Below are 22080 nucleotides of genomic sequence, written 5' to 3'. Positions count from 1 at the left end.
TTACTCCGCTGCGTCGGCTTCTGGTGCGCTGCCTTCTGCTTCGCCAGCACCGTTATCGCCTGTATCTACATCCGCATCTGTTTCAACAATACGTTGCAGGCCAGACAGTTTGGTGCCATCTTCCACCGCAATCAGGGTCACGCCCTGGGTTGCCCGGCCCATTTCACGGATTTCGGAAACGCGGGTACGGATCAGGATACCACCGGTAGTGATCAACATGATCTCGTCCGTTGTCTCTACCAGGGTAGCCGCTACAACCTTGCCGTTACGCTCGGAAGTCTGGATAGCGATCATGCCCTTGGTGCCACGGCCATGACGGGTGTATTCAGTGATAGGGGTACGTTTGCCGAAGCCGTTTTCAGTCGCAGTCAACACAGATTGCTGCTCGTTTTCAGCCACCAGCAATGCAATAACCTGCTGACCTTCATCGAGGTTCATACCGCGTACGCCACGGGCTGTACGGCCCATAGGACGTACATCGTTTTCATCAAAGCGCACTGCCTTGCCAGAATCAGAGAACAGCATGACATCGTGCTTGCCGTCGGTCAGCGCAGCGCCGATGAGGAAATCGCCTTCATCCAGATCGACCGCAATAATGCCGGCTTTACGTGGGTTACTGAAGTCAGTCAAAGGTGTTTTCTTGACTGTGCCCAGGCTGGTGGACATGAAGACATAATGGTCTTCAGGGAAAGTACGGTTATCGCCAGACAAAGGCAGGATGACAGTGATTTTTTCACCGTCCTGCAATGGGAACATGTTCACAATAGGCTTGCCGCGCGAAGTACGCGAGCCTTGTGGCACTTCCCACACCTTCAGCCAGTACATGCGGCCACGGTTACTGAAGCACAGGATGTAATCATGGGTATTGGCCACGAATAATTGCTCGATCCAGTCATCATCTTTTGTTGCCGTCGCCTGCTTGCCACGGCCACCACGTTTTTGCGCGCGGTATTCAGACAAGGGTTGCGACTTCATATAGCCAGTGTGCGACAGGGTCACGACCATGTCTTGCGGCGTGATCAGGTCTTCCGTACCCAAATCTGTAGCGTTATGGGTGATTTCTGAACGGCGTACGTCTTTATTGCCTTCGCCATATTCATTGCGGGCCAGGGTCAGTTCATCAGTGATGATGACGGTGACACGTTCTGGCTTGGACAAGATATCCAGCAAATCGGCGATTTCTGCCATGACGTCTTTGTATTCATTGACGATCTTGTCTTGTTCCAGGCCAGTCAGGCGTTGCAAACGCATTTGCAGGATTTCCTGCGCCTGGTCGTCAGACAATTTATACAGGCCATCAGGCTGTATGCCGTAATGCTTGGGCAAATTCTCAGGGCGGAAAGCATCGATGCCAGCAGTATTGTCAGCCGCAGTACGCACCAGCATCTCGCGCACCATGGAACTATCCCAGGCACGGGTCATCAATTCCTGTTTCGCGATCGGTGGCGTAGGCGCAGCGCGGATGATGGCGATAAAGTCATCAATATTTGCCAGCGCAACAGCCAGACCTTCCAGCACATGACCGCGTTCACGCGCTTTACGCAGTTCAAACAGGGTGCGGCGTGTCACTACCTCACGGCGGTGTGACAAGAAGCAGGACAGCATTTCCTTCAGGTTCAGCAGTTTTGGCTGGCCATTCACCAGCGCCACCATGTTCATGCCAAAGGTGTCTTGCAATTGCGTTTGCTTGTACAGATTATTCAGTACGACATCAGGTACTTCACCACGCTTGAGTTCGATAACCACGCGCATGCCCGATTTATCGGATTCATCGCGGATATCAGAAATACCATCGAGCTTTTTGTCACGTACCAGTTCAGCGATACGTTCCAGCAGGGACTTTTTATTGACCTGGTAAGGCAACTCATCAACGATCAGTGCCGTACGGTTTTCTTTGCCAAATTCTTCAAAGTGCGTCTTGGCACGCATGACCACGCGGCCACGGCCAGTGCGGTAACCATCGCGCACACCGGACACACCATAGATAATGCCGCCGGTAGGAAAATCTGGTGCAGGGATGATCTCGATCAGCTCATCGATCGTGCAATCACTATTGCGCAAGACATGCAGGGCGCCGTTGATGATCTCGGTAATATTGTGTGGCGGGATATTCGTCGCCATACCCACCGCAATACCGGATGCGCCATTGATCAGCAGATTCGGTATACGAGTAGGCAGAACCGAAGGCTCTTTCTCTTTACCGTCATAGTTGGGGACGAAATCGACAGTTTCTTTTTCGATATCCGCCAGAATTTCATTGGCGATCTTGTCCAGGCGGCACTCGGTGTAACGCATCGCCGCAGCATTGTCGCCGTCGATGGAACCGAAGTTACCCTGACCATCGACCAGGGTATAACGCAGGGAAAAGTCTTGCGCCATACGCACCAGCGTGTCGTAAATGGAGGCATCGCCATGGGGATGGTACTTACCCATGACCTCACCCACCACACGCGCACATTTGACGAAGGGGCGGTTATAGACATTGTTCATTTCGTGCATCGCGAACAATACGCGACGATGCACAGGCTTTAAGCCATCACGCACATCCGGCAAAGCGCGACCTACGATAACGCTCATCGCGTAATCGAGATAGCTTTTGCGCATTTCTTCTTCAAGGGAAATCGGGAGTGTTTCTTTTGCGAATTGATCCATTGGCGGCCGGCGAATTAGAGCTTGGTTAATTAATAACGTCTTAATAACGTCTTTAATAAAATCTTATTAAGACTGCTAAAGACTGACGTTTAACTCTTGATTCTAACATGCCTCCCCCGCTGAATTCCATTTATAGCAATTAAGTCGGCCAAACACAGCTAATAGCCTGCAAAATAGCCAACTATCAGCATGCAACACTGTCATTCAAATGACAGCCGGGGTGCAAATTTATATGATTTAATCAAAAGCATAATAAAAAACACCTGACAAAATAATCAACATCCTACGGAGACAACCATGTTAAAAAATTTGACAGCACTTTGTGTGCTTGCAGCATTCGCCTTGCCTGCTTCATCAGCCCTGGCTCAGAATGCTGCGGCTGCACCAGCATCGACAGCACAAAGTGCTGAAGCCCCTGCTTCTGCCGCTGCCCCCGTTACACCTGCAGCAGCGCCAGCAGCAGCTACCCCACCAGCACCGCCCAAGCGCTGTGACTTTGCCCTCACCCTGCAAAGCGATGAGATTTTTGAACACAAGAAATCCGTACAATTGTCTGTACTAAATAGCAAGGGCAAAGAGCGCATCGATAACGAAGTCATGGCCAAACTGGCAAATTGCACCAAAGTTGACCTGATCGTCGTCAGTGGCCATACCGACTTGATTGGCAGCCATGCGCAAACCCAGAAATTATCTGAAAAGAATGCTGATGCCGTCGTGGCCTACCTTGGCAGCAAAGGCCTGAATGCCCCTATGGATACCATGGGCATGGGTAAAACCCAGCAAATCAAGGCTTGCGATGACAAATTGCCAAAAGCAAAACTGGCAGAATGTCTTGCACCAAACAGGCGCATAGTCATCGAAGGACGCGGTTTAGCAAAATAATTTCATGTGAGAAATCAGTCTAATTTCTGGTCAAAAACAAAACATTTCTGCTCCGGAATTGATATTAGCTTGCCAAACCATACATTTCGTTGTCAAAATACGACATATTTAACTAACTGTAACTTTGTCTATTTAACAATTTTCGTCTTTATATGGATGACTATGGCAAAATAGAACGAATGTTGATTTATGGCCGTGATGATGTTTGACGAAATAGTAATGTCATCATCGCCGTGTTAATATCTGGTTTTATGCAGTAATTTGCGCAGTTCATCTGCGGTAATAATCTCACCCGAGAGGAGAAATATGAAAAATTTAGTCAAGCTCGTTATCGCAGCGTCCGCAGTAGCATCCTTTTCTGCTTCCGCACAGCAAGACATTATGGCTAACAAGCCACACAGCGCCTATGTACAAGATGGTCGCGGTGTAATTGCACGTGACCCATTTGGTCTGTGCTGGCGTACTGGCTACTGGACTCCTGCTGACGCAGTTCCAGGTTGCGATGCACCATTGGTACAACCAGCTCCACCTACACCACCAGCAGCACCAGCAGTTGTTGCACCAGTTGAACCACCAAAACCGGTTGTTCCACCTGCACCTACTTCTGAAAAAGTAACATTTGCAGCTGACGCATTCTTTGATTTTGACAAAGCAGTTCTGAAACCAGAAGCTAAAGTCAAACTCGACGACATGGCATCCAAACTGAAATCAATCAATCTGGAAGTCGTGATCGCTGTTGGTCACACTGACTCTGTAGGCTCTGACGAATACAACCAAAAATTGTCTATCCGTCGCGCTGAAGCAGTCAAAGCTTACCTGGTAAGCAAAGGTATCGAAGCTAACCGTGTTTACACCGAAGGCAAAGGCGAAAAACAACCAGTAGCTGACAATAAAACAGCTGATGGCCGCGCTAAAAACCGTCGCGTTGAAATCGAAGTTGTTGGTACACGCAACGTTAAGTAATCGAAGCCTGGCTTCAATAAAAAAACCCGCTTCGGCGGGTTTTTTTATTTGTGGCTTGCGCTCATACATTTCTGCTTCGTTTCCGCTTCAGCTCCAAACTCCTTCCAAATCCTTTTCCAAATCCCTTCCAGATCATTTCCACACTATGTTTATTTTCCGCCAATGCGGTACAACCCCGAATCGCCTACAATAGCGGTTTCGCAGCTCATGCCCTGACCCGGCACTTCAAACCACATCATGTCGACCTTGAACGCTGATCCCGCAGAAATCCAGAAATTTAGTGAACTTGCCCATCGCTGGTGGGACCCCACCTCCGAATTCAAACCACTGCATGAAATCAATCCCCTGCGTCTGGAATGGATCAACCAGCGCGCACCGCTGGCGGGCAAACAAGTCATCGACGTAGGCTGCGGCGGCGGCATCCTGGCCGAGTCCATGGCAAAAAAAGGCGCGACCGTTACCGGCATAGACCTGTCTGACAAAGCGCTCAAAGTCGCCGACCTGCACGGTCTGGAATCTGGTGTCAACGTGCGCTATAAAAAGATCGCTGCAGAAGACATGGCAGAAGCCGAAGCTGGCCAGTTTGACATCGTCACCTGCATGGAAATGCTGGAACATGTGCCCGACCCCGCATCCATCATCAAAGCCTGTGCAAAGATGGTCAAACCCGGTGGCCATATATTCTTTTCAACCCTGAACCGCAATGCCAAGGCTTACCTGTTTGCCGTCATCGGCGCAGAATACCTGCTGCAAATGCTGCCCAAAGGTACGCATGACTATGCCAAGTTCATTACCCCGGCAGAATTGTCGCAAGACATACGCAATGCAGGTCTCGAATTACATGCGATGAAGGGCTTGAGTTATAACCCACTCACCCAAATCTATTCACTGAATGCCGACACCAGCGTCAACTACATGGTCGCCTGTACACGCCAGCTTTGAACCGGATAAATTTGATGAGCCTGATAAATCCGATGTGCTCAATGAACTTAACAAAACGCCCTCACCAAACATGAGCGCGTGCTTTTGATTCCTTTGATCTTTTATTATGCAAACTCCACTAGCAATACTGTTTGACCTGGACGGCACCCTGGCAGATACGGCACCCGACCTGGCAGCAGCTGTTAACGTCATGCGTGCAAACCGCCAACTGACTCCCGTCCATTATCACAGCTTGCGCCCTCATGCCTCTGCAGGCGCGCGCGGCTTGCTGGGTGCAGGTTTTGGCATGACGCCGGAACACCCCGACTACCCCACCATGCGCGATGAATTCCTGTGCCAGTATGAATCCGCCATCGCCGTCCATAGCAAGCTCTTCAAACAAGTGCCAGATCTGCTGCGCGGCCTTGATGTCATGGGTGTTGCCTGGGGCATAGTCACCAACAAAGCCATGCGCTTTACCCGCCCGCTGATCCCGCTGCTGGATTTGCAGGAAGCACGCTGCGTCATCTCCGGCGACACCACCCCCCATTCCAAACCCCACCCTGCCCCCTTGCTGGAAGCAGCAAGGCAGCTGGGCATACGTTCAGAAAATTGCTGGTACGTTGGTGACGACCTGCGCGACATCCAGGCTGCCGAAGCCGCCGGCATGACCAGCATCGCCGCCGCCTGGGGTTATTGTGGTGCGACCGAGCCCAAACACTGGAAAGCCGACGCCATCATCGACAGCCCGCTGGAACTACTGGAACTGGTACGCGCCAAACATTTACAGGTAGCAGGCTCTTGAATCTTCCGTACCAGCCTATATATGGGATATACTAGCAAAGCTTAGGGGTCGACCAGGTTTCGACAGGGGTTGCAAAGCAGCGCAGGGCATACCGAGGCCAGACTACCTCGTAAATACAATCTGAACTATATAACTGCAAACGATAACTCGTACGCATTAGCCGCTTAATACCGGCTAACCTTACACCACTTCGTCCATAGGGTGGGCTGGCAACAGCAGTAAGGACATTCATATGGAATCGTCTTGAGCCGGGTTACTTGACTCTCGATTAAATAATAGGTAACTCGTCCTGCCGCAGCGTGTGCGTCCGCGTCGTCAGGATTAAATCAAATGGCAGCACTAAGTATGTAGAACTGTCTGTAGAGTGCTTCTGGACGCGGGTTCGATTCCCGCCGACTCCACCAAAATAAAAAAGTCACCCAATTTATTGGGTGGCTTTTTTATTTTGACGATCTGCGGAATTGAACCCGCGGGACGCGGGGATGAGTGCGGACAGGTGAAAGCACCTGCGTGCTGTCACCTGCCTCACGAATCTGAGCAGCTTGCAAGCTGCGAAGTGGAGAACAGGGATTTCGAGCTGCATGCAGCGAGCCTGTGAGCGACATATCGCTTGCAAGCGATATGGCTGGCCAGGATGGCCGATTCCCGCCGACTCCACCAAAAATACAAAACCACTCAGCTTCATCGGGTGGTTTCTTATTTTTGTTGATTTGATGGGAAACGAACCCGCGGGACGCGGGGCGAGTGGGGAATTCGAGCTGCATGCAGCGAACCCACGAGCGACATGGCGCTTGCAAGCACCATGGCTGGCCAGGATGGCCGATTCCCGCCGACTCCACCAGAATATCAAAAGCCATCCAATTTATTGGGTGACTTGTTTTGTTTTTGTTGATTTGATTTGAGAAGAATCTTTAGGTGTAATGCAAAATCTGATGCTGCATAAGCATGAGAATGTGAGCCACAGATGAGTAGCTGAAACAGGGAAAGCTAATTCGCTGACAGCCTCATAAGAACAATGAATACGGGAAAGAATGCCACGTTAGCATTAAAGCTTTGATGCTAGGGGACTATAATAAAGCTACAAGAGGCTCCTCCAGCAAACTTCGACCGCATCCTTAGTTGAAAGTTACACTATATTTAGAGGCTAGAGAAAAAATGAAGAAGATACTTTTTCTTGCAATGCTCAATTGCAATGCCGTACTTGCGCAGAATTTCTCCGTATCACTTGCTGCAAATTCCAACTTTCAGATAACCAGAGACGAAGGCGGCCAGAAATCTTGCGGCATCCGCTCAATGATTGTTTATAACGATCCATTACAAAAACAGAGTGCGCGAGCTATAGATTTTTCTTTGGTGATTTATTCGACCATGATGACCGTCATTAAATTTGGGGTCTTGAACGTTAACGCAAATACCGGAGGTGTTTTACCAATCGGTCGGCAAGAAAAGGTTTATCTCGCATTCCCAGCACAGAATATAAATCTTGCTTCTGAACATCCTATGGAGTCAGAAAGTGAAAATTACACACTTGCTTTGTTTAAGGACTCCCCATCCGCGATAAGAGTTTTAGATGCCATTTCAACGGGTGAAACAATGCAAATACAAATCCCCAGGAAGAATGAGTCTCTATATACCACCGTTCAATTTTCCGCACCAATGTCCGTTCCAGAGCAGCAAGCCCTTATAGAATGTCTAAGCAACTTGGGATCGCGTGTTAAGAAAGAAAATGATGATAAATAATCTGTTCAAGCGTTGGAGGATATCTGATTGTCAGTAAAAGTACTGTAAAAACTGGTTAGTGCGTATGAAGCGAGATATGGATAAGGAAAACCCATGAAAAGCTTTTTAATACTTATATTTTTTGCTCTTACGGCATGTTCTACTCCAATGAAATCAAATCAGGGGCGATTAGAGATTAAAACCGCTCCTGAAGGTGGAATTATTTTGGTGGACTCACAAACCAGAAAAAATCAAGCAGACTTAACTTGGACTTTTTCGACAAATGGGGGTAGAAAAGTTGTCGCAGTCACCGCCTTCTGGAAAAGTGGAGCAAAGGTGACTGAAAATTACTTAGTCTCTGCAGGCGGTCATTTGCAAATCATAATGAAACGTCCGCAATATCCCAATCTTGAAATTGACCTTGCGTATGCAAAAGAAAACTATGGCGGTGACAACTCTGCATTACTTTTTTTACTTGATGCAACGAATGCCGCACTTGAGGCGAGGAATAATATAAAAGGCAGTACAGCTTCAAACCAGATTTATACGCCAATAGCATCAACAATTTCAAATTCAACTGAGCAGAACAAACACGGATATATGACCAAGGATAGTCTCGGCAACTTGGTTAATAGTAGAAGTAGCTATCAAACTACAGATATGAATGGGAATCTAGTAAATAGCAGAAGCGACTACAAAACAAGGGACATGTTTGGAAATATCGTTGACAGTCAAAGCAAATATCAAGTGCGTGACATATATGGCGTAATTAGGCATAGCGACGATTAAAAAAAATTAACTGTAGTAGTTGCGACCTGATCTGACATTCACACCGAGTCTTCGGGTCAGCAGAGTTGAGCAATACCGAAATGCAGTAACTATCGCAGTAAATTTTTCAAAACCCTCTTGAAGCCTTTACTAGCATCATTTTCGATTCCCGCCGACACCAGCATCCCTAGTGATTCAGATTCGGTCACAGAGTCATAGTGAATGAATCCCGAATACAATTATCTATGACCACAGAACTCAAATTTTATCTCGCCACTTGGATCAGCTACTGCATCCTGTGCATCTGGCTATATCTGTCTGACCGTAATTCCTTTCCTCTACAAGCTTACAAAGCATTTCTGTACGTGCCTTGGAAGCTGATTACTTTCAGCATTGCTGCAATTGGGATTACTGTCGTCGCACCTTACACCGCTGACCCGACCTGGGATTATTTTGATGCGGCCATGATGTCGGCACTCACATTCTTGACTGCACCTTGGGCAACGGGAATGCTCTACCTGGGGATAAGAGGCAAGGCCAGGCTCAGGCATGTGCTGGTCGCAATTGGCTTGTGGATGTTCTCGGCGAGCTGGTGTTATGACTTGTATCTGTTGATCAGGGATGGTCATTACCCGATTACCTGGGAGGCAAATATCTATGCATCCTCGGTGCTTTATTTTAGTGCGGGCTTGCTGTGGAATCTGGAATATGGAGCTGGCCGTGGCATGACATTTTCTTTTCTTGAGCCGGGATTTCCAGCCCGCCCACAGCAAACAGGTTTTGCCAGAATCGCCTTGTTTGGCCTGCCTTTTATGATATTGGCTATCTGTTGCATAGGATATTTTCTTATCTAAAGACAAGAAAATCACACGCAAAAAAGTTCACGACTCTATCCACCTTACAGATCTTCAAGCGTTCAGGGAAATCAATCCCTGACTCATCCCACATCAATCCCTATCCGGTGCCCCAAGCGGAAATAGCTGTCGGTAAGGCCGTGCCTCTTCCACTGCCCTTGCGAATGATGGGCGGGCCAGCAAGCGGTTGCGGTAGGCGCGCAGTCGTGGGTATTTTTCTGCGATCTGCTGGGTCCAGTCTGCATAGAAAAGTGAAGGTGCTGCGGCACAGTCGGCCAGTGTGAAACTTTCACCGGCTGTCCATGTGCCGATATCGGGGTGGCCCTCCAGCCATGCGTAGGCAAGGTCTAGCTTGCTGGCGGCGTGGGCCAAACCTTCCTGCCTTTTTACAGTGTCGCCTGTCAGTGCTGCGCCTACCGCATGTTGCACCGGGGTCATGATGTGCAGGTCGAAGTAGCGGTCAAGAAAGCGCACGTCCAGTGCCTGCATGGGATCTGCGGGCAGCAGGCGCACTGGTCCAGGGTGGGCCAGTTGCAGGTACTCGATGATGATACTGGTCTCGACGACATTGCGCTCACCATCGACCAACAGGGGAAATTTGCCCAGGGGCCAGCGTTGCAGCCACTCTGCTGTGTATCCGGGGGTATCTGGCCCAATGCAACGGAATTCGAAGGCAGTGTCATTCTCATACAGGGCGATGAGGACTTTCTGGGTGTAGGAAGAGAATGGGTGACCATATAGTGCGAGTGACATTGCCTATACCTTTAAGTATGTGTTCGTTGATGAGGTTCACGCTGCCCAAGTATTCGTCTCGCTTTGTGGCCGTGCGTATGACCAGGGCCATCCCGGTCATGCGCCGCAAATACACGCCTGGCCCGATTCTCCGCGGCCACACATATTGAATCCAAAACTGCCATTCGGCGGCAAGTCTTATTATTTGCCGACTATGTCAAAAATGCAACAACTTGTAAAATGAGAATGATCATGAAACGACTTGCTATATAACAACGTCGGCGACAAGTGAGTACAGGGCAATAGATGTTGCCCGCGGAAGCATTTATCTCATCAGCGCAAAGGTGATTAAACGCGGTCCTCTCTACCCCCGAAGAATGGATACACGCTTCATTTTCATGAAAATAAAAGTGAGTTAAAACTATGCCCTTACAAGCACATATACATGCACATATCGAAAGAATCTTTAAAGCCATACCGGTTTTTTGCTCCTGCCTGCCGGTCTTTGTACTGACTGCCTGCAGCAGCGGCTCAATCGCTGACAATGGTGACAAGGCCCAGGCCAAACTGGCCATGCAGGCACCGCCAGCAGGCGTTACGGTCGTCGCAACCTATGATGGCAATATCTATAAGGCGAGATTTAACCAGGCCTGTACGCCAAACCAGGTGGCCGATTTTATTTCAAACCAGCCCCAGCTTTTGGGGAGTGTTTATCCTGAAGATTGTGGTATCTCAAAAACCAAAGCTCCAGTTTTACAATGGCCAGAAGGTTATCTGCCGGTGAACACCGCCATTGCAGAACCCTGGAATATTAATATTATCAAGGACGGCCAGCCTTATCTGTCGGCCACCAGCAAGTACCCGCAATATCAGTTGCCAGGTAATCTGCCTGCTGGTAGTTACGAATGGACAGTCAGTTACAAAAGCAAGAACGGCACGACACCACAGAGCCAGACAAGGCGTTTTTATGTTGATGCCACTGCGATTGATGTGGCCAGTTATAACCCCACGCAAATCATCAATGCAACAAAATCAGCGATCAGGCCGCGCATGTTCCCCAGAGGCTTGAGCAAGGAAGCCATGCTGGCCAATATCACGCAAAATGCCAGCGCCCCATTTGCAATCCTGAAAGAAAGGGCAAAAAAAATACAGGCGAACCCAATTGATCCAGAACCACAGAAACGGCCTCTCAACACACCAAACCCGACTGACTATACAAGCTGGCTGATTTCACTCAACAACATCGCCTCAGCCGCCGCCAGCGACATGAATTATCTTGGCTACGTGTCAAAGCTGACGAATGACGCCGGTATGGCTACCGCTGGCAAGGCACGCTTGCTGGCACTGGCAGACTGGGACCCGGTTAATGGTGTCAGCAACTATGCGTTCCAGGATCAGGCAGCACGCCAGGTGCTGCTGGCGCTGGCCAAAGGCTATGATTATTTCTATGATGATCTGAGCGCTGCAGAAAAAAGCAAGGTCATCAGCGTCATCAAAACGAGAGCGGAACAAATGATGCCGCTGATTGCCAATCATCATTTGCACAAAAAAGATTCGCATGGCGTGACCAATGTCGGTTTCTTGCTGAATGTATTATTGCTGCTGGCAGGCGACCAGAACTTCCCGGAAGCAGAGCAATATCTGCGTGATGCCTATACCACCTTCCTGGTCAGCAGTACCGCCCATGGTGGTGACGATGGCGCGTTCCAGAACGGTACAGGTTATGGCTGGTATGTCGCAACCTTGCTCGAAACCCTGATCAACATCAAATCTGTTACTGGCTACGATATCAGCAATCAGCCCTACTATGCCAAGTATGTGGATTACCTAATGGCATTCACCGCGCCTTTGTACAAGCAGTTGATGACGCCATTTGGCGATGACCACACCTATAACTATGATTACCTGGCCTATTCATTCGACACCTTGCAGCCATTTGCCTTGCTGACGCAAAATGCTACGCATGAATGGTATTTCCAGGCAAACAAGGACAATCTCAGCAATCAGAATATCCGTCCGGTTTATTATTTTAATCTGGTCGCCATGGGTGCCAAACCGGTCACCCCGGTTGCGCCAACGCAGGACAATTGGTTCTTCCCGAATGCGGGGTTGGCCTCGCTGACCAGCAAGTTCACGGATGCAAACAGGTCCAGCATTGCCTTCCGGTCCAGTGAATGGGGTGCCTACAACCATTCCTATGCGGACCAGAACAGTTTTACCCTGGTTTCCAAAGGCAGGGACATGCTCATCAGCAGCGGCTATTATTATGCTTATGATTCAGAACATCACAGGCAAACCCGTTCAACCAGGTCACAGAATGCCCTGACCTTTGATGGCGGGATAGGCCAGTCAGAATCCCAGACGACGGTGTCACCACTCAAACCAACTGTCCCGGTCAGCACATCGGATGCCGCAGGCCAGCTCTATAACGGTGGCGAGAGTAACGGCATTGCCATCGTGACCGGCGATGCGAGCAAAGCTTACCGCCGCCAGACTGCCAGCGGCACGCCAGCGACATGGGTGCCACTGCTCGATAATGCGATACGTTCCATGGCTTATTTCAAGGATGAGCGTATTATCGTCATCTATGACTGGGCCAATAGTTCAACAGCGCGCACCTGGGAATTGAACTTCCATGCCTTGCAACCGTTTAATATTGATACTACCGGCGCGGCCAGGCTTGTCAACGCCCCGTCGTCCATCTGTATCACTCACCACAACTTTCCATCGGTGATGACGATGACTGATCAGGTCGATATCCAGCCAGACAAGCCATCTCCAAGCCAGTACCATCTGCGCTCGACGGCAACAGCCCCAAGTAAAGAACTGACCGCCATCACCGTAATACGTGAAGATTGCGCCATAACGCCGATTAACATCAACGTGAGCGGTACGGATGCTCAGGTCATGATAGGCAGCAAGGGCGTGGAATTTAACAAGAAGGTCGTTTCCATCCTCAAGAAATAGATAATTGGCCCACCGCATCCAAGGTGGTCTCACGGAGCTTGAACTCATTTCATCAACAGGGATGAGTTCAAGTATTACGCAAGCGGCCTTGTATGCCTGGAACTAAATCAGCTCTGATTTGAGTTTGCATGGCATCGCCAGTTCTCCATTTGCAAATTCATGTTCTACATCTTTATGCAAACGAAGCGTACTCTTCATCCACGGATATTTGCCACATTATTATTCATCCATCGCCTGACGATATTCAGGAAAATCCAGCGTTTTATGCCCGACAAATTCACCCCATGTTGCACATAGAATTCATCAGGCGTTTCATAGATACCCAGATCAGCATTGATGCCATCTTTTTGTATATAGGTATCACTTCCCTTCCACTCAATTTGCGGGTTTTGTAAATCTGGCGTTGCTGCTCCATAGCCGCAAAACGCGCCTTGCTCACGTGAAAATCTTTGCTGCAATTGGCAAAGGTATTTTTTATCGAGAATGAACCCTTCCAGATGAAGCCAGCGCCCGGCAAACCAGACCTCAACCCAGCTATGGATAATGCTGCGTGGTGCCAGGGCGTAAGCCAGGCCCGTGATGGCCCCTTTTTGCAAAGCCTTGTCTATGGTGAACCCATGGAAACGGCAAGGGATATCCAATGCACGTAATAAGGCCATGAGTAAAGTGCCCTTGGTATTGCACTGCCCTATACCGTCTGCCAGCACTCGTGATGCAGGCAAATCATCTGCCGTGTTATAGCCAAAAGCGATTTCATCACGCACGAAACCATAAGCTGCACCAATGCGGTCGAATTCATCCAGATTCTTCCACCCACGCACTGCAATCAGTTTCTGTATGGAAGGGTGCTGGTAATCAAGCAAGGCACTGGGTTTGAGCAGCGCGTTTTCCGTCGCAAAATTGCGAGCCTGTGCCTCTTTTGTGTTTGTATCAGCCATGATTTCGTTATTTTCTTAAAATTAAATTTGAGTCTGATAACCATTTAAAACCCTGTAGTAACTATAGAGTCAATCACTTTTTTAGTTCAATGTGAAATGACACCCTGAGCTCACCCCCGCTTGCCAGCGACAAAGTGTTTGCTGCAACCCAGCCACACGCCTGTGAGAAAAACCTGGCTTGCCTGCCTCAAAATGTTGTTGCTAAATACGCACAACCACTTCAACTAAAACAATGGTCCACAAAAAAACACTTAAAATATCGACATGATAAAAATACAATCATAAACAACGCCAAATCACCGGATTTCCCGCGTCTTTCCACTCAGGGAGCATCATGAAACTTCCAAAAATAAAATTCAAAATATGGCATGGCTTCTTGCTGCTGATTTTGCTATTCATCATCCCGCCCCTCATCATCACTTTGTCACAGAGATGGGAAGTGTCTGACAGTGATCCTGATCGCGGTGCAATGACGGTCAAGCAGGATGTATTTGGTGACAGCGCAAGCAAGATTGTTTACCTGGAACAGAACTGGAAGCCTGAGCAGAGTCTGTGGTTCTACACCACGACGCAGGGCTCCAACTTGCTGCCTTATGATTTTTTCCTGGTGCTGGAACAGGACGACAAGCCTGAGCTATTCCGCAGTGATGAGAACATTAATCGCTACCGTTATCTGCCACAGAAAAAAACCTCCAGTAACCCTGATGCCTTGCCTGTGGGCTTTGTCAAAGACAATTACCTGAGCAAGAATTACATGGGCTTCACCTGCGCCGCCTGCCATACTGCGCAAGTCAATTACAAGGGTACGGGCATGCGTATTGACGGTGGCCCGGCCAGTGCAGACATGGCGGGATTCCTGAAAGGACTGACCCAGGCGATGGTGGCAGTCAGGGACAAACCTGATGTGCAAAAACGTTTTGTCCAGGCTGTTTTGAAACTCGGTGCTTATAGTAATGAAGCGGATGTGATTGCCGATATCAAGACTTATACCCTGCGCCTGACCAGCTATAACATCATCAACCACAGCCCGGTCGATTATGGTTACGCGCGGCTGGATGCCTTTGGCCGTATCTATAACCGCACGCTGGAACATTTGCTGAACCGCCAGCAGATAGAAGAAGTGCTGGGCAAGGTGTTGACTGAAGATGAAGTGAGGACAGCGCTGGCTGGCATAGGGCCGGATATCAGTTCTGCCGACCGCGACAAGATCGTGGAAAGAGTGGCGACCTCGGCCAAGAACATCGTCAAACTCAGGCAGGAATTATTCATCAAGGCGGATGCGCCTGTCAGTTACCCATTTCTGTGGGATATTGCCCAGCATGACTATGTGCAGTGGAATGGCCTTGGTGGCAATGGTGGCCTGGGGCCGTTGGGGCGCAATACAGGAGAAGTCATTGGCGTATTTGGCTCGCTGGACTGGCATGAAGGCAAGCGCTTCTCTATTACTTCATTGATTTCTGGCCAGGGCTGGACCAAGAAGGTCGTTGAGTATAACAGCTCCATCAATACCCAGAACTTGCGCCGCATAGAAAACCAGCTGACTGAATTGCAGTCACCCAAATGGCCGCAAGAGATTTTGGGCAAGCTGGATCAGACCCGCATCAAGCGTGGTGAAAAACTGTTTGCCAATTATTGCGTCAGCTGCCATGCAGAGATAGACCGCAGTTCACCACAACGGCGCGTGGTGGCGCATATGTCCAAGCTGGAAGAAGTGGGTACCGACCCCACCATGGCCGACAACAGTATCAAATACGATGGTTATTCAGGCATCTTGCGCAATCAATACGTAGGCGCGGGTGTGGGTGATGTCTTGCTGGATAAAAAAGCCCCTATCGCTGCCCTGCTGACCAAGGCGACTCTGGGCGTGGTGACTACACCAGATGCAGACAAGGGTTTCATACGCCGCTGGTCTGAGTGGTTGCACAATATCATCCAGGCTCTGTTTGGCAATGAGATCAAGGATTCAAACAAGCATGGTAATTACATACCTGATACCACGATGAATCCCTACTCTTCACTGCAAGCCTACAAGGGACGCTCACTGAATGGCATCTGGGCGACCGGGCCTTATCTGCATAATGGTTCGGTGCCTACCTTGTATGATTTGTTGCTGCCAGCGACCTGCCCTGCAGACCAGAAAGATGCAGAATGCCGCCCTGAAAAATTCCTCGTTGGTTCGCGTGAATTTGATGCAGAAAAAGTCGGCATGAAGAGCACAGGTTATGAAGGCTTTACCTTCGATACCAGGCTCAATGGCAACCGTAACTTTGGTCATGAATATGGTACCAAGGCAGCAAAAGAGCCAGGTGACTTGCCTATGCTGACGAAGGAACAAAGGCTGGATTTGCTGGAGTACTTGAAGGATCAGTGATGATCTTCACATTGGCCGGTGGTTGATCCCGCGATCAGCACCGGCTGCCACAAGACCTGCAAGTCTGCTGCGGGTGTGCCGCTCATCAGCGCCAGCAGCATTTCACTCATCTTGGTGCCAGCCGCTCTTGGGTCGGGCTGGTCTATGATGGTGACCTGGTCACCGACCAGGGTGTCTTCCATATTGCCCCAGACGATGACGGAGATGTCGCGGCCTATGGTAATACCAGCATCCATCAGAGCGCGCATGGCACCGACACCTGAGAGATGGTTATCGACGATGATGGCACTGGGTCTTGGTGAACAGTTCAATAGCTGCTGCACTGCCAGGTAGCCACTGCGTCTGTCGAGAGCATCCTGTATCAGATAGCGGGTATCAATATCGAGGCCGGCGTTGCTCATGGCTTCGACAAAGCTGGTACGTCGTTGGCGCGCAAAGTTCAATTCCAGCGGTGCGCTGATAAGGCTGATGCGCTGGTGGCCAAGTCCCAGCAAGTGCTGCACAGCCAGCCGTATACCGTTTGCATTGTCGTAATCAAACCAGGCATAGGGCTTGTCTGTCTGGGTACGGCCATGGGCGATGAAGGGAAAACCCTGTCTCGACAAATAAGCGATGCGTGGGTCTTGCACCATGGTGCGGCTGACGATGAGGCCATCGACGCGGCGACCTTTGACCATTTGCTCGTACGAGGGTAATTCATTGCCGGGCGAGACAGGCGCAATCATCAGGTTCATCTTGCGCGCTTCCAGCGCCTCGGCCATGCCACCGACGACACCCAGGAACATGGGGTCGCCCAAGTCAGATGGCAGCAAGGGGTAGATCAGGCCAAACACATTGGTGCGGCCTACGGCAAGGCTGCGCGCCATGGGGTTGGCTTCATAGCCATGCTGTTCTGCTGCTGCCAATACTTTTTTGCGCGTCTGCTCGCCGACCTCAGGGTAGCCGTTCAAGGCACGGCTGACCGTGGTCTTGGACATCCCCAGACTGGCAGCAAGCTCCTTTAAAGTAATCGACATAGGGCAAATGAGAAAGATGGAAATGAATAAGCTGGAAATAAGCTGGGATTATATACTTGTGCAGGGTGGATCAGTCCAGCCTCTCAATGGCTCGCTTGAAGAAAAACAGAGTCATCAAGATAACACTCAAGGGCAACAAGGAGAGGTAAAACGCCGTTTGCCCATTCATCGCACCAAACACATAACCAGTGATCATGGAACCGCTGGTACCGCCCAGGGCTGAAAACAAGACCAACAAACCCGTCATGGCGGCGTGCTGGTTAGTCGGTAAAGAGCTCAACATGACAGAATTAATGCCAGGATAAATCGGTGCCATGAACAGGCCTATCAAAGGGAAGATGAAGGCCGCCAGCGGCGCATTGCTCCAGCGCAGATCGGGGTTGGCGACGATGTTATGGGTCAATGGCAGCGTCAGCAAGACCAGCGCTGCCATGCTGATGAGGCAGATGTTCAAGACCAGGTACCAGTTGAGCTTGCGCATGACTGCACCTGCCCCCAGCCGGCCTATGGCCAGGCAAGCCGCGAAGATACTGGTGGCTTGCACGCTCATGTCTACCGGCATCTTGAGGATTTCATTATTGAAAGTGGGCAGCCAGGTGCCTATGCCCTGCTCCAGCAGTACGTATAAAAAAGCCGAGATTATGTAAACACAGACGAGGGGACGCGCCATCAGTTTAAGCATATCGGCAAAATCGGTAAGCAGGCTGCTATGACTGACTGTCAGCTTTGCTTCAAATTCGGTGAAGCTGGTGGTCGCCACCAGCAGGAAGGTCAAGGCACACAAGGTTGCCAGCAGCCAGTAGACGTGCAGCCAGACTGGTGAGGCGGGATCATTGGCATCAATGAAATAACCAAATATCCAGTAACCACTGAGCACGCCCACCATGAAAAAGCCTTCCAGCGTATTCATCAGGCTCGCATGTTGTTTGCGGTCAGCGCTGATCAGGCCTATGGTCGCATAGACGGATACCTTGATAAGGGCAAAGGCAACACCCACGCTAAGGAACAGCAGCTTGGTCATTAAAAAACCCGGTAGTAGCGGCATGGCTGCCGTACTGACGGTCACTATCGCCATGCCTGTCAGCATTGCATATTTATAGCCCAGGCGCGGCAGGAAAGACGCGACGCAAAACGAGACTATGCTGATGGGGATATCCTTGAAAGCCTCCAGCACACTGGCAGCAGATTTGCTGACGCCATAAGTCTTGATGACTTGCAGTATCACCGTGCCCACGCTGTTGAGCAGGATGGCGAATACAAAATACAGCAGGAATAGCGCAAGAATAATGCGCCGCCTGCTGGCTGCGTGCTGAGCCTGATTGGTCATGTTGTCTCCTGCCTTTTTTATTTTTACTGCTTATTTTTTTATGTTTTACTTTTACTGCTACTGCTTTTACTGCTCTTACTTCAAATAATCCTGCAAACTGAATTGATGCAAACCTGCGATGACGACATCTGCCTCAGTCAATACTGCCGGGCTGCCTATGCCCAACGCAAACATGTTCGCAGATTTGATCGCGCGTATGCCTGCGATGGAATCTTCGATGCCAAAGCATACATCTGCAGTCAAACCCAGCCCTGCTGCTGCGGTCAGGAAAATTTCTGGGTCCGGTTTGCTATTCTTTATTTTTGCGGCATCGACGACAACATCAAACTGATCTGCGATACCCAGTCTTTCTATCACTGCCTGGGCATTTTTACTGACGGATGCCAAGGCTGTTTTTAAACCGGCTGCTCGTATCTGCTGCAAGGACGCTGCCGCGCCGGGCAATAAGTCAGCAGGACTGAGTTGTGCGATCAAGCTTTGATAATGCAGGTTTTTTTGATCTGCCAGTGCCAGTTTATCTGCATCGCTAAAGTCTTTGCCGGATGTTGCGAGGATCAGGTTCAGCGAACCCATTCTATCGACACCTTTTAGCTGCTCATTGAAGGCTTCGTCAAAACTCGCACCAACACTCTCAGCCAGTTTTTTCCAGGCCAGATAGTGATAATGCGCAGTGTCTGTCAGCACGCCATCCAGATCAAAGATGACACCGCGATAATCATATTTACGCATGGCTCAGCTCCTGTGCCTGCAAAACTACTTTGCATGTCGCTTGCTGCTCAGTCACTTGCAGGCTTTGCCCATTGTGCTGGAATTGCAATGCCGCGCCGCGCATGAGACGGTATTCGGCATGGGTTTGGCCCACGGTGATTTCCAGTAGTTGCCCTTGGAAATGTACGCGGAACTGGTAGTCCTGCCATTGCTTAGGCAAGACCGGCGCAAAACTCAATTGCCCCTTGCTGATGCGCATGCCTGCAAAGCCATAGGCAATGCCCAACCAGGTGCCGCCCATGGCTGCCGTGTGTACGCCATAGTGGGTATTGCCATGGGTATTATCCAGATCCAGCCTGGCGGTTTGCATGAAGTAATCATAGGCCTTGTCCTGATAACCAACTTCTGCAGCGATGATGCTGAAGATGCAGGTGGACAGGGATGAATCATGGGTCGTGACCTTCTCATAAAAATCAAAGTCACGGCGCTTGTCATCGAGACTGAACTGGTCACTGAGCAAGAGCAAGGCCAGCACTACATCTGCCTGCTTGCAAACCTGATGGCGATAGATAACCAGCGGGTGGTAATTCAGCAGAAGAGGATAATTTTCTTTGGGGGTATTGGCAAAGTCCCAGACCTTTTTATTGAGGAAGCTGTCATCCTGTTCATGGATGCCGCGCTCTTGGTTATAGGGCAAAGCCATCAGATCAGCGGCGCGTTGCCATGCGTTTTCTTCATCCGTTTGCAGGTGGATTTTTGTGGCAAGTTCAGAAAATTTCTCTGTGTGTTCAGCCTGCAATTGCCTGACGATATCAACCGCAAAACGCAAATGCATTTGCGCCATGGCATTGGTGTAATAGTTGTTATTGACTTGCGCCGTGTATTCATCAGGGCCGGTCACTTCATTGATGCAGAATGATTCCTCGTTGTGCCCAGGCAAGCGGGTGTAATGGCCCAGGCCCATCCACAGGCGGGCAGTTTCCAGTACGATTTCTGCACCTTGCGTGAGCAAGAAATCCATGTCTGCCGTTGCGTCCATATACAGCTTGATGGAATAGGCTATGTCAGCATTGATATGATATTGCGCCGTGCCTGCTGGGAAGTAGGCTGAACATTCTTCACCGTCTATGGTACGCCATGGGTAGAGTGCGCCGCTGGCATGCGACATCTGACGCGCACGCTCCCTAGCTTGCGGCAGGTATTGATAGCGGTATTCAAGCAACTTCCTGGCGATCTCTGGTTTGTTGTAGAGGAAAAAGGGAAAGATATAAATTTCTGTATCCCAGAAATAATGGCCCTCATAACCTTCACCTGTCAGGCCCTTGGCAGCAATATTGGTCTTGCCGTCACGCCCTACTGACTGCAGCAGGTGGAACATATTGAAGCGTATGCCCTGTTGCAAGGCAGCGTCACCGCTGATGTGTACATCGGCCTGCGCCCAGAAGTCATCCAGATAAGCTTGCTGGCTGGCTGCCAGTTGTGCAAAACCTTGTTCACGTACCTTGTCTAGTGTTTGCTGGCTGAGTGAAAGCAAAGATGCGGCAGGATAATCGCGGGATGAAAAATAACTGCAGAATTTGTCCAGCTTTATTGCCTGCCCTTGTACTGACTGGATAGTGAATTGCTGTTCCAGCTTCTCATCATCCTGCTGCAAGCTGCTGGTGTAAGCACTCTGTGTTTGCAAATGATTTTGCATGGCAGTTGCCAGGCTCAGGCCGCTATTGTGGGTGCGGTGCAGGAAGGCGGAGAAATCATCTTCCTGCATCACTTCGAGTTTGTGCAGCACCGGGCCGCTGATAGCCGAGCCTACGCGCGGGTCGTCGCCAGCCGCTATATTTTTAACCGCTGCATCAATGGCAGAAACCAGTTTGATCTCGCCAGAAAAATTCAGCGGCGTGACTTTATACGACATCGCGTACACGTGCTTGTTGTCAAAACTGACCAGGCGTTGGCTGTGCAGGCGTATGCTGCGCCCCTGTGCGGATGTCCATTCCAGCGTGCGCGTCAGCAAGCCAGTACGAAAATCCAGTTGGCGCTGGTAACTGTCTACCCTGCCCTGCTGTAAATCGAAAGCCTCATCTTCCAGCATTAATGCCAGGCATTTGGCATTCGGCACATTCAGCATGAATTGATTGGTGCGTGCCAGGCCGTAGGCGTTTTCTGGGTACTGTATGGCTTCGGATTCATAAAAACCGTTGAGGTAACTGCCGTTCAGTGAATCTGCTGCGATTCTTTGGTTACCTTCTTCTGCCGTGCCGCGTAAGCCTATGTAGCCATTTCCCAGGGCAAACAGGGTTTCGCTGAGCAGGTGATGCCCGTCATCGAGTTGATTTTCTGTAATCCCCCAGCCTTCCAGCGGAAATTGATGTTGCAAGGCATCGCTTGTTTGCACGGTGTTGTCCTTCATTTTTTTTTCTTGATTTTGGGTGTTTATGGGTGTTTTATGAGGTCTTTTCC

16 protein-coding genes and 1 other RNA gene are annotated in these 22080 nt (G+C 50.0%); 10 read left to right on the top strand and 7 right to left on the bottom strand.

Annotated elements, in window-relative coordinates; all coding sequences use genetic code 11:
• Positions 1–2652, bottom strand: a complete 2652-nt coding sequence (gene gyrA / locus AC3WQT_RS21495) for a DNA gyrase subunit A (protein WP_492706936.1) — start codon at positions 2650–2652, stop codon at positions 1–3.
• A 297-nt stretch (positions 2653–2949) separates the two neighbouring features.
• Between gyrA and AC3WQT_RS21490 the strand changes: the two genes are divergently transcribed.
• The 8 genes from AC3WQT_RS21490 to AC3WQT_RS21455 all read left to right on the top strand — a co-directional run bounded on the left by AC3WQT_RS21490 (position 2950) and on the right by AC3WQT_RS21455 (position 9564).
• The gene (locus AC3WQT_RS21490; RefSeq protein ID WP_492706935.1) at positions 2950–3534 is read left to right on the top strand and encodes an OmpA family protein; all 585 of its coding nucleotides are present in this window, start codon (positions 2950–2952) and stop codon (positions 3532–3534) included.
• Between the two features lie 306 nt (positions 3535–3840).
• Positions 3841–4497, top strand: a complete 657-nt coding sequence (ompA, locus tag AC3WQT_RS21485) for an outer membrane protein OmpA (protein ID WP_492706933.1) — start codon at positions 3841–3843, stop codon at positions 4495–4497.
• Between the two features lie 237 nt (positions 4498–4734).
• Entirely contained in the window at positions 4735–5439 is a 705-nt protein-coding gene (gene ubiG / locus AC3WQT_RS21480; RefSeq protein ID WP_492706931.1) for a bifunctional 2-polyprenyl-6-hydroxyphenol methylase/3-demethylubiquinol 3-O-methyltransferase UbiG, read from the top strand.
• A 106-nt stretch (positions 5440–5545) separates the two neighbouring features.
• The gene (locus tag AC3WQT_RS21475; protein WP_492706929.1) at positions 5546–6223 is read left to right on the top strand and encodes an HAD family hydrolase; all 678 of its coding nucleotides are present in this window, start codon (positions 5546–5548) and stop codon (positions 6221–6223) included.
• A 44-nt stretch (positions 6224–6267) separates the two neighbouring features.
• Positions 6268–6627: a transfer-messenger RNA gene (ssrA, locus tag AC3WQT_RS21470) on the top strand.
• 751 nt (positions 6628–7378) lie between these two features.
• A complete protein-coding gene (locus tag AC3WQT_RS21465; protein WP_492706927.1) occupies positions 7379–7963 on the top strand; it encodes a hypothetical protein in 585 nt (194 codons plus the stop codon).
• A 93-nt stretch (positions 7964–8056) separates the two neighbouring features.
• Complete coding sequence (locus AC3WQT_RS21460) at positions 8057–8731, top strand: hypothetical protein (RefSeq protein ID WP_492706925.1); 675 nt, start codon at positions 8057–8059, stop codon at positions 8729–8731.
• A 224-nt stretch (positions 8732–8955) separates the two neighbouring features.
• On the top strand, positions 8956–9564 hold the full coding sequence (locus AC3WQT_RS21455) for a hypothetical protein (protein WP_492706923.1): 609 nt from the start codon (positions 8956–8958) through the stop codon (positions 9562–9564).
• 93 nt (positions 9565–9657) lie between these two features.
• On the opposite strand, the gene AC3WQT_RS21450 is transcribed toward AC3WQT_RS21455, so the two are convergent.
• Positions 9658–10317: a glutathione S-transferase family protein gene (locus tag AC3WQT_RS21450; protein WP_492706921.1), complete on the bottom strand. Its 660-nt coding sequence runs from the start codon at positions 10315–10317 to the stop codon at positions 9658–9660.
• Positions 10318–10719: 402 nt separating this feature from the next.
• Here AC3WQT_RS21450 and AC3WQT_RS21445 point away from each other — a divergent pair, with 402 nt between their 5' ends.
• On the top strand, positions 10720–13263 hold the full coding sequence (locus AC3WQT_RS21445; RefSeq protein WP_492706919.1) for a DUF4962 domain-containing protein: 2544 nt from the start codon (positions 10720–10722) through the stop codon (positions 13261–13263).
• Positions 13264–13457: 194 nt separating this feature from the next.
• On the opposite strand, the gene AC3WQT_RS21440 is transcribed toward AC3WQT_RS21445, so the two are convergent.
• The gene (locus AC3WQT_RS21440; protein ID WP_492706917.1) at positions 13458–14201 is read right to left on the bottom strand and encodes a transglutaminase-like domain-containing protein; all 744 of its coding nucleotides are present in this window, start codon (positions 14199–14201) and stop codon (positions 13458–13460) included.
• Between the two features lie 334 nt (positions 14202–14535).
• On the opposite strand from AC3WQT_RS21440, the gene AC3WQT_RS21435 reads away from it, so the two are divergent.
• Entirely contained in the window at positions 14536–16572 is a 2037-nt protein-coding gene (locus AC3WQT_RS21435; RefSeq protein WP_492706915.1) for a di-heme-cytochrome C peroxidase, read from the top strand.
• Here AC3WQT_RS21435 and AC3WQT_RS21430 read toward each other — a convergent pair.
• From AC3WQT_RS21430 to AC3WQT_RS21415, 4 genes are all read right to left on the bottom strand, one after another.
• On the bottom strand, positions 16566–17582 hold the full coding sequence (locus AC3WQT_RS21430; protein WP_492707350.1) for a substrate-binding domain-containing protein: 1017 nt from the start codon (positions 17580–17582) through the stop codon (positions 16566–16568). The two genes, AC3WQT_RS21435 and AC3WQT_RS21430, sit on opposite strands and share 7 nt — an antisense overlap.
• 76 nt (positions 17583–17658) lie before the next feature.
• Complete coding sequence (locus AC3WQT_RS21425; RefSeq protein WP_492706913.1) at positions 17659–18915, bottom strand: MFS transporter; 1257 nt, start codon at positions 18913–18915, stop codon at positions 17659–17661.
• A 75-nt stretch (positions 18916–18990) separates the two neighbouring features.
• Positions 18991–19644, bottom strand: coding sequence for a beta-phosphoglucomutase (gene pgmB, locus AC3WQT_RS21420; RefSeq protein WP_492706911.1), 654 nt, complete (start codon positions 19642–19644; stop codon positions 18991–18993).
• A complete protein-coding gene (locus tag AC3WQT_RS21415) occupies positions 19637–22030 on the bottom strand; it encodes a glycoside hydrolase family 65 protein (RefSeq protein WP_492706909.1) in 2394 nt (797 codons plus the stop codon). The genes pgmB and AC3WQT_RS21415 overlap by 8 nt, the downstream gene beginning before the upstream one ends.
• Positions 22031–22080 lie beyond the last annotated feature (50 nt).

It is taken from the genome of Undibacterium sp. FW305-107 (genome assembly GCF_058788535.1).
Note: the sequence above shows the minus strand (reverse complement) of the source record. Positions and strands in the feature narration are given on the sequence as shown.

Bases quoted from the DNA above. Each gene is read 5' to 3' on its own strand.
- AC3WQT_RS21435 (WP_492706915.1), top strand. From the start codon at position 14,536: ATGAAACTTCCAAAAATAAAATTCAAAATATGGCATGGCTTCTTGCTG.
- AC3WQT_RS21460 (WP_492706925.1), top strand. From the start codon at position 8,057: ATGAAAAGCTTTTTAATACTTATATTTTTTGCTCTTACGGCATGTTCT.
- pgmB (WP_492706911.1), bottom strand. From the start codon at position 19,644: ATGCGTAAATATGATTATCGCGGTGTCATCTTTGATCTGGATGGCGTG.
- AC3WQT_RS21465 (WP_492706927.1), top strand. From the start codon at position 7,379: ATGAAGAAGATACTTTTTCTTGCAATGCTCAATTGCAATGCCGTACTT.
- AC3WQT_RS21490 (WP_492706935.1), top strand. From the start codon at position 2,950: ATGTTAAAAAATTTGACAGCACTTTGTGTGCTTGCAGCATTCGCCTTG.
- ubiG (WP_492706931.1), top strand. From the start codon at position 4,735: ATGTCGACCTTGAACGCTGATCCCGCAGAAATCCAGAAATTTAGTGAA.
- ompA (WP_492706933.1), top strand. From the start codon at position 3,841: ATGAAAAATTTAGTCAAGCTCGTTATCGCAGCGTCCGCAGTAGCATCC.
- AC3WQT_RS21440 (WP_492706917.1), bottom strand. From the start codon at position 14,201: ATGGCTGATACAAACACAAAAGAGGCACAGGCTCGCAATTTTGCGACG.
- AC3WQT_RS21450 (WP_492706921.1), bottom strand. From the start codon at position 10,317: ATGTCACTCGCACTATATGGTCACCCATTCTCTTCCTACACCCAGAAA.
- AC3WQT_RS21475 (WP_492706929.1), top strand. From the start codon at position 5,546: ATGCAAACTCCACTAGCAATACTGTTTGACCTGGACGGCACCCTGGCA.
- AC3WQT_RS21425 (WP_492706913.1), bottom strand. From the start codon at position 18,915: ATGACCAATCAGGCTCAGCACGCAGCCAGCAGGCGGCGCATTATTCTT.
- AC3WQT_RS21455 (WP_492706923.1), top strand. From the start codon at position 8,956: ATGACCACAGAACTCAAATTTTATCTCGCCACTTGGATCAGCTACTGC.
- AC3WQT_RS21415 (WP_492706909.1), bottom strand. From the start codon at position 22,030: ATGAAGGACAACACCGTGCAAACAAGCGATGCCTTGCAACATCAATTT.
- gyrA (WP_492706936.1), bottom strand. From the start codon at position 2,652: ATGGATCAATTCGCAAAAGAAACACTCCCGATTTCCCTTGAAGAAGAA.
- AC3WQT_RS21445 (WP_492706919.1), top strand. From the start codon at position 10,720: ATGCCCTTACAAGCACATATACATGCACATATCGAAAGAATCTTTAAA.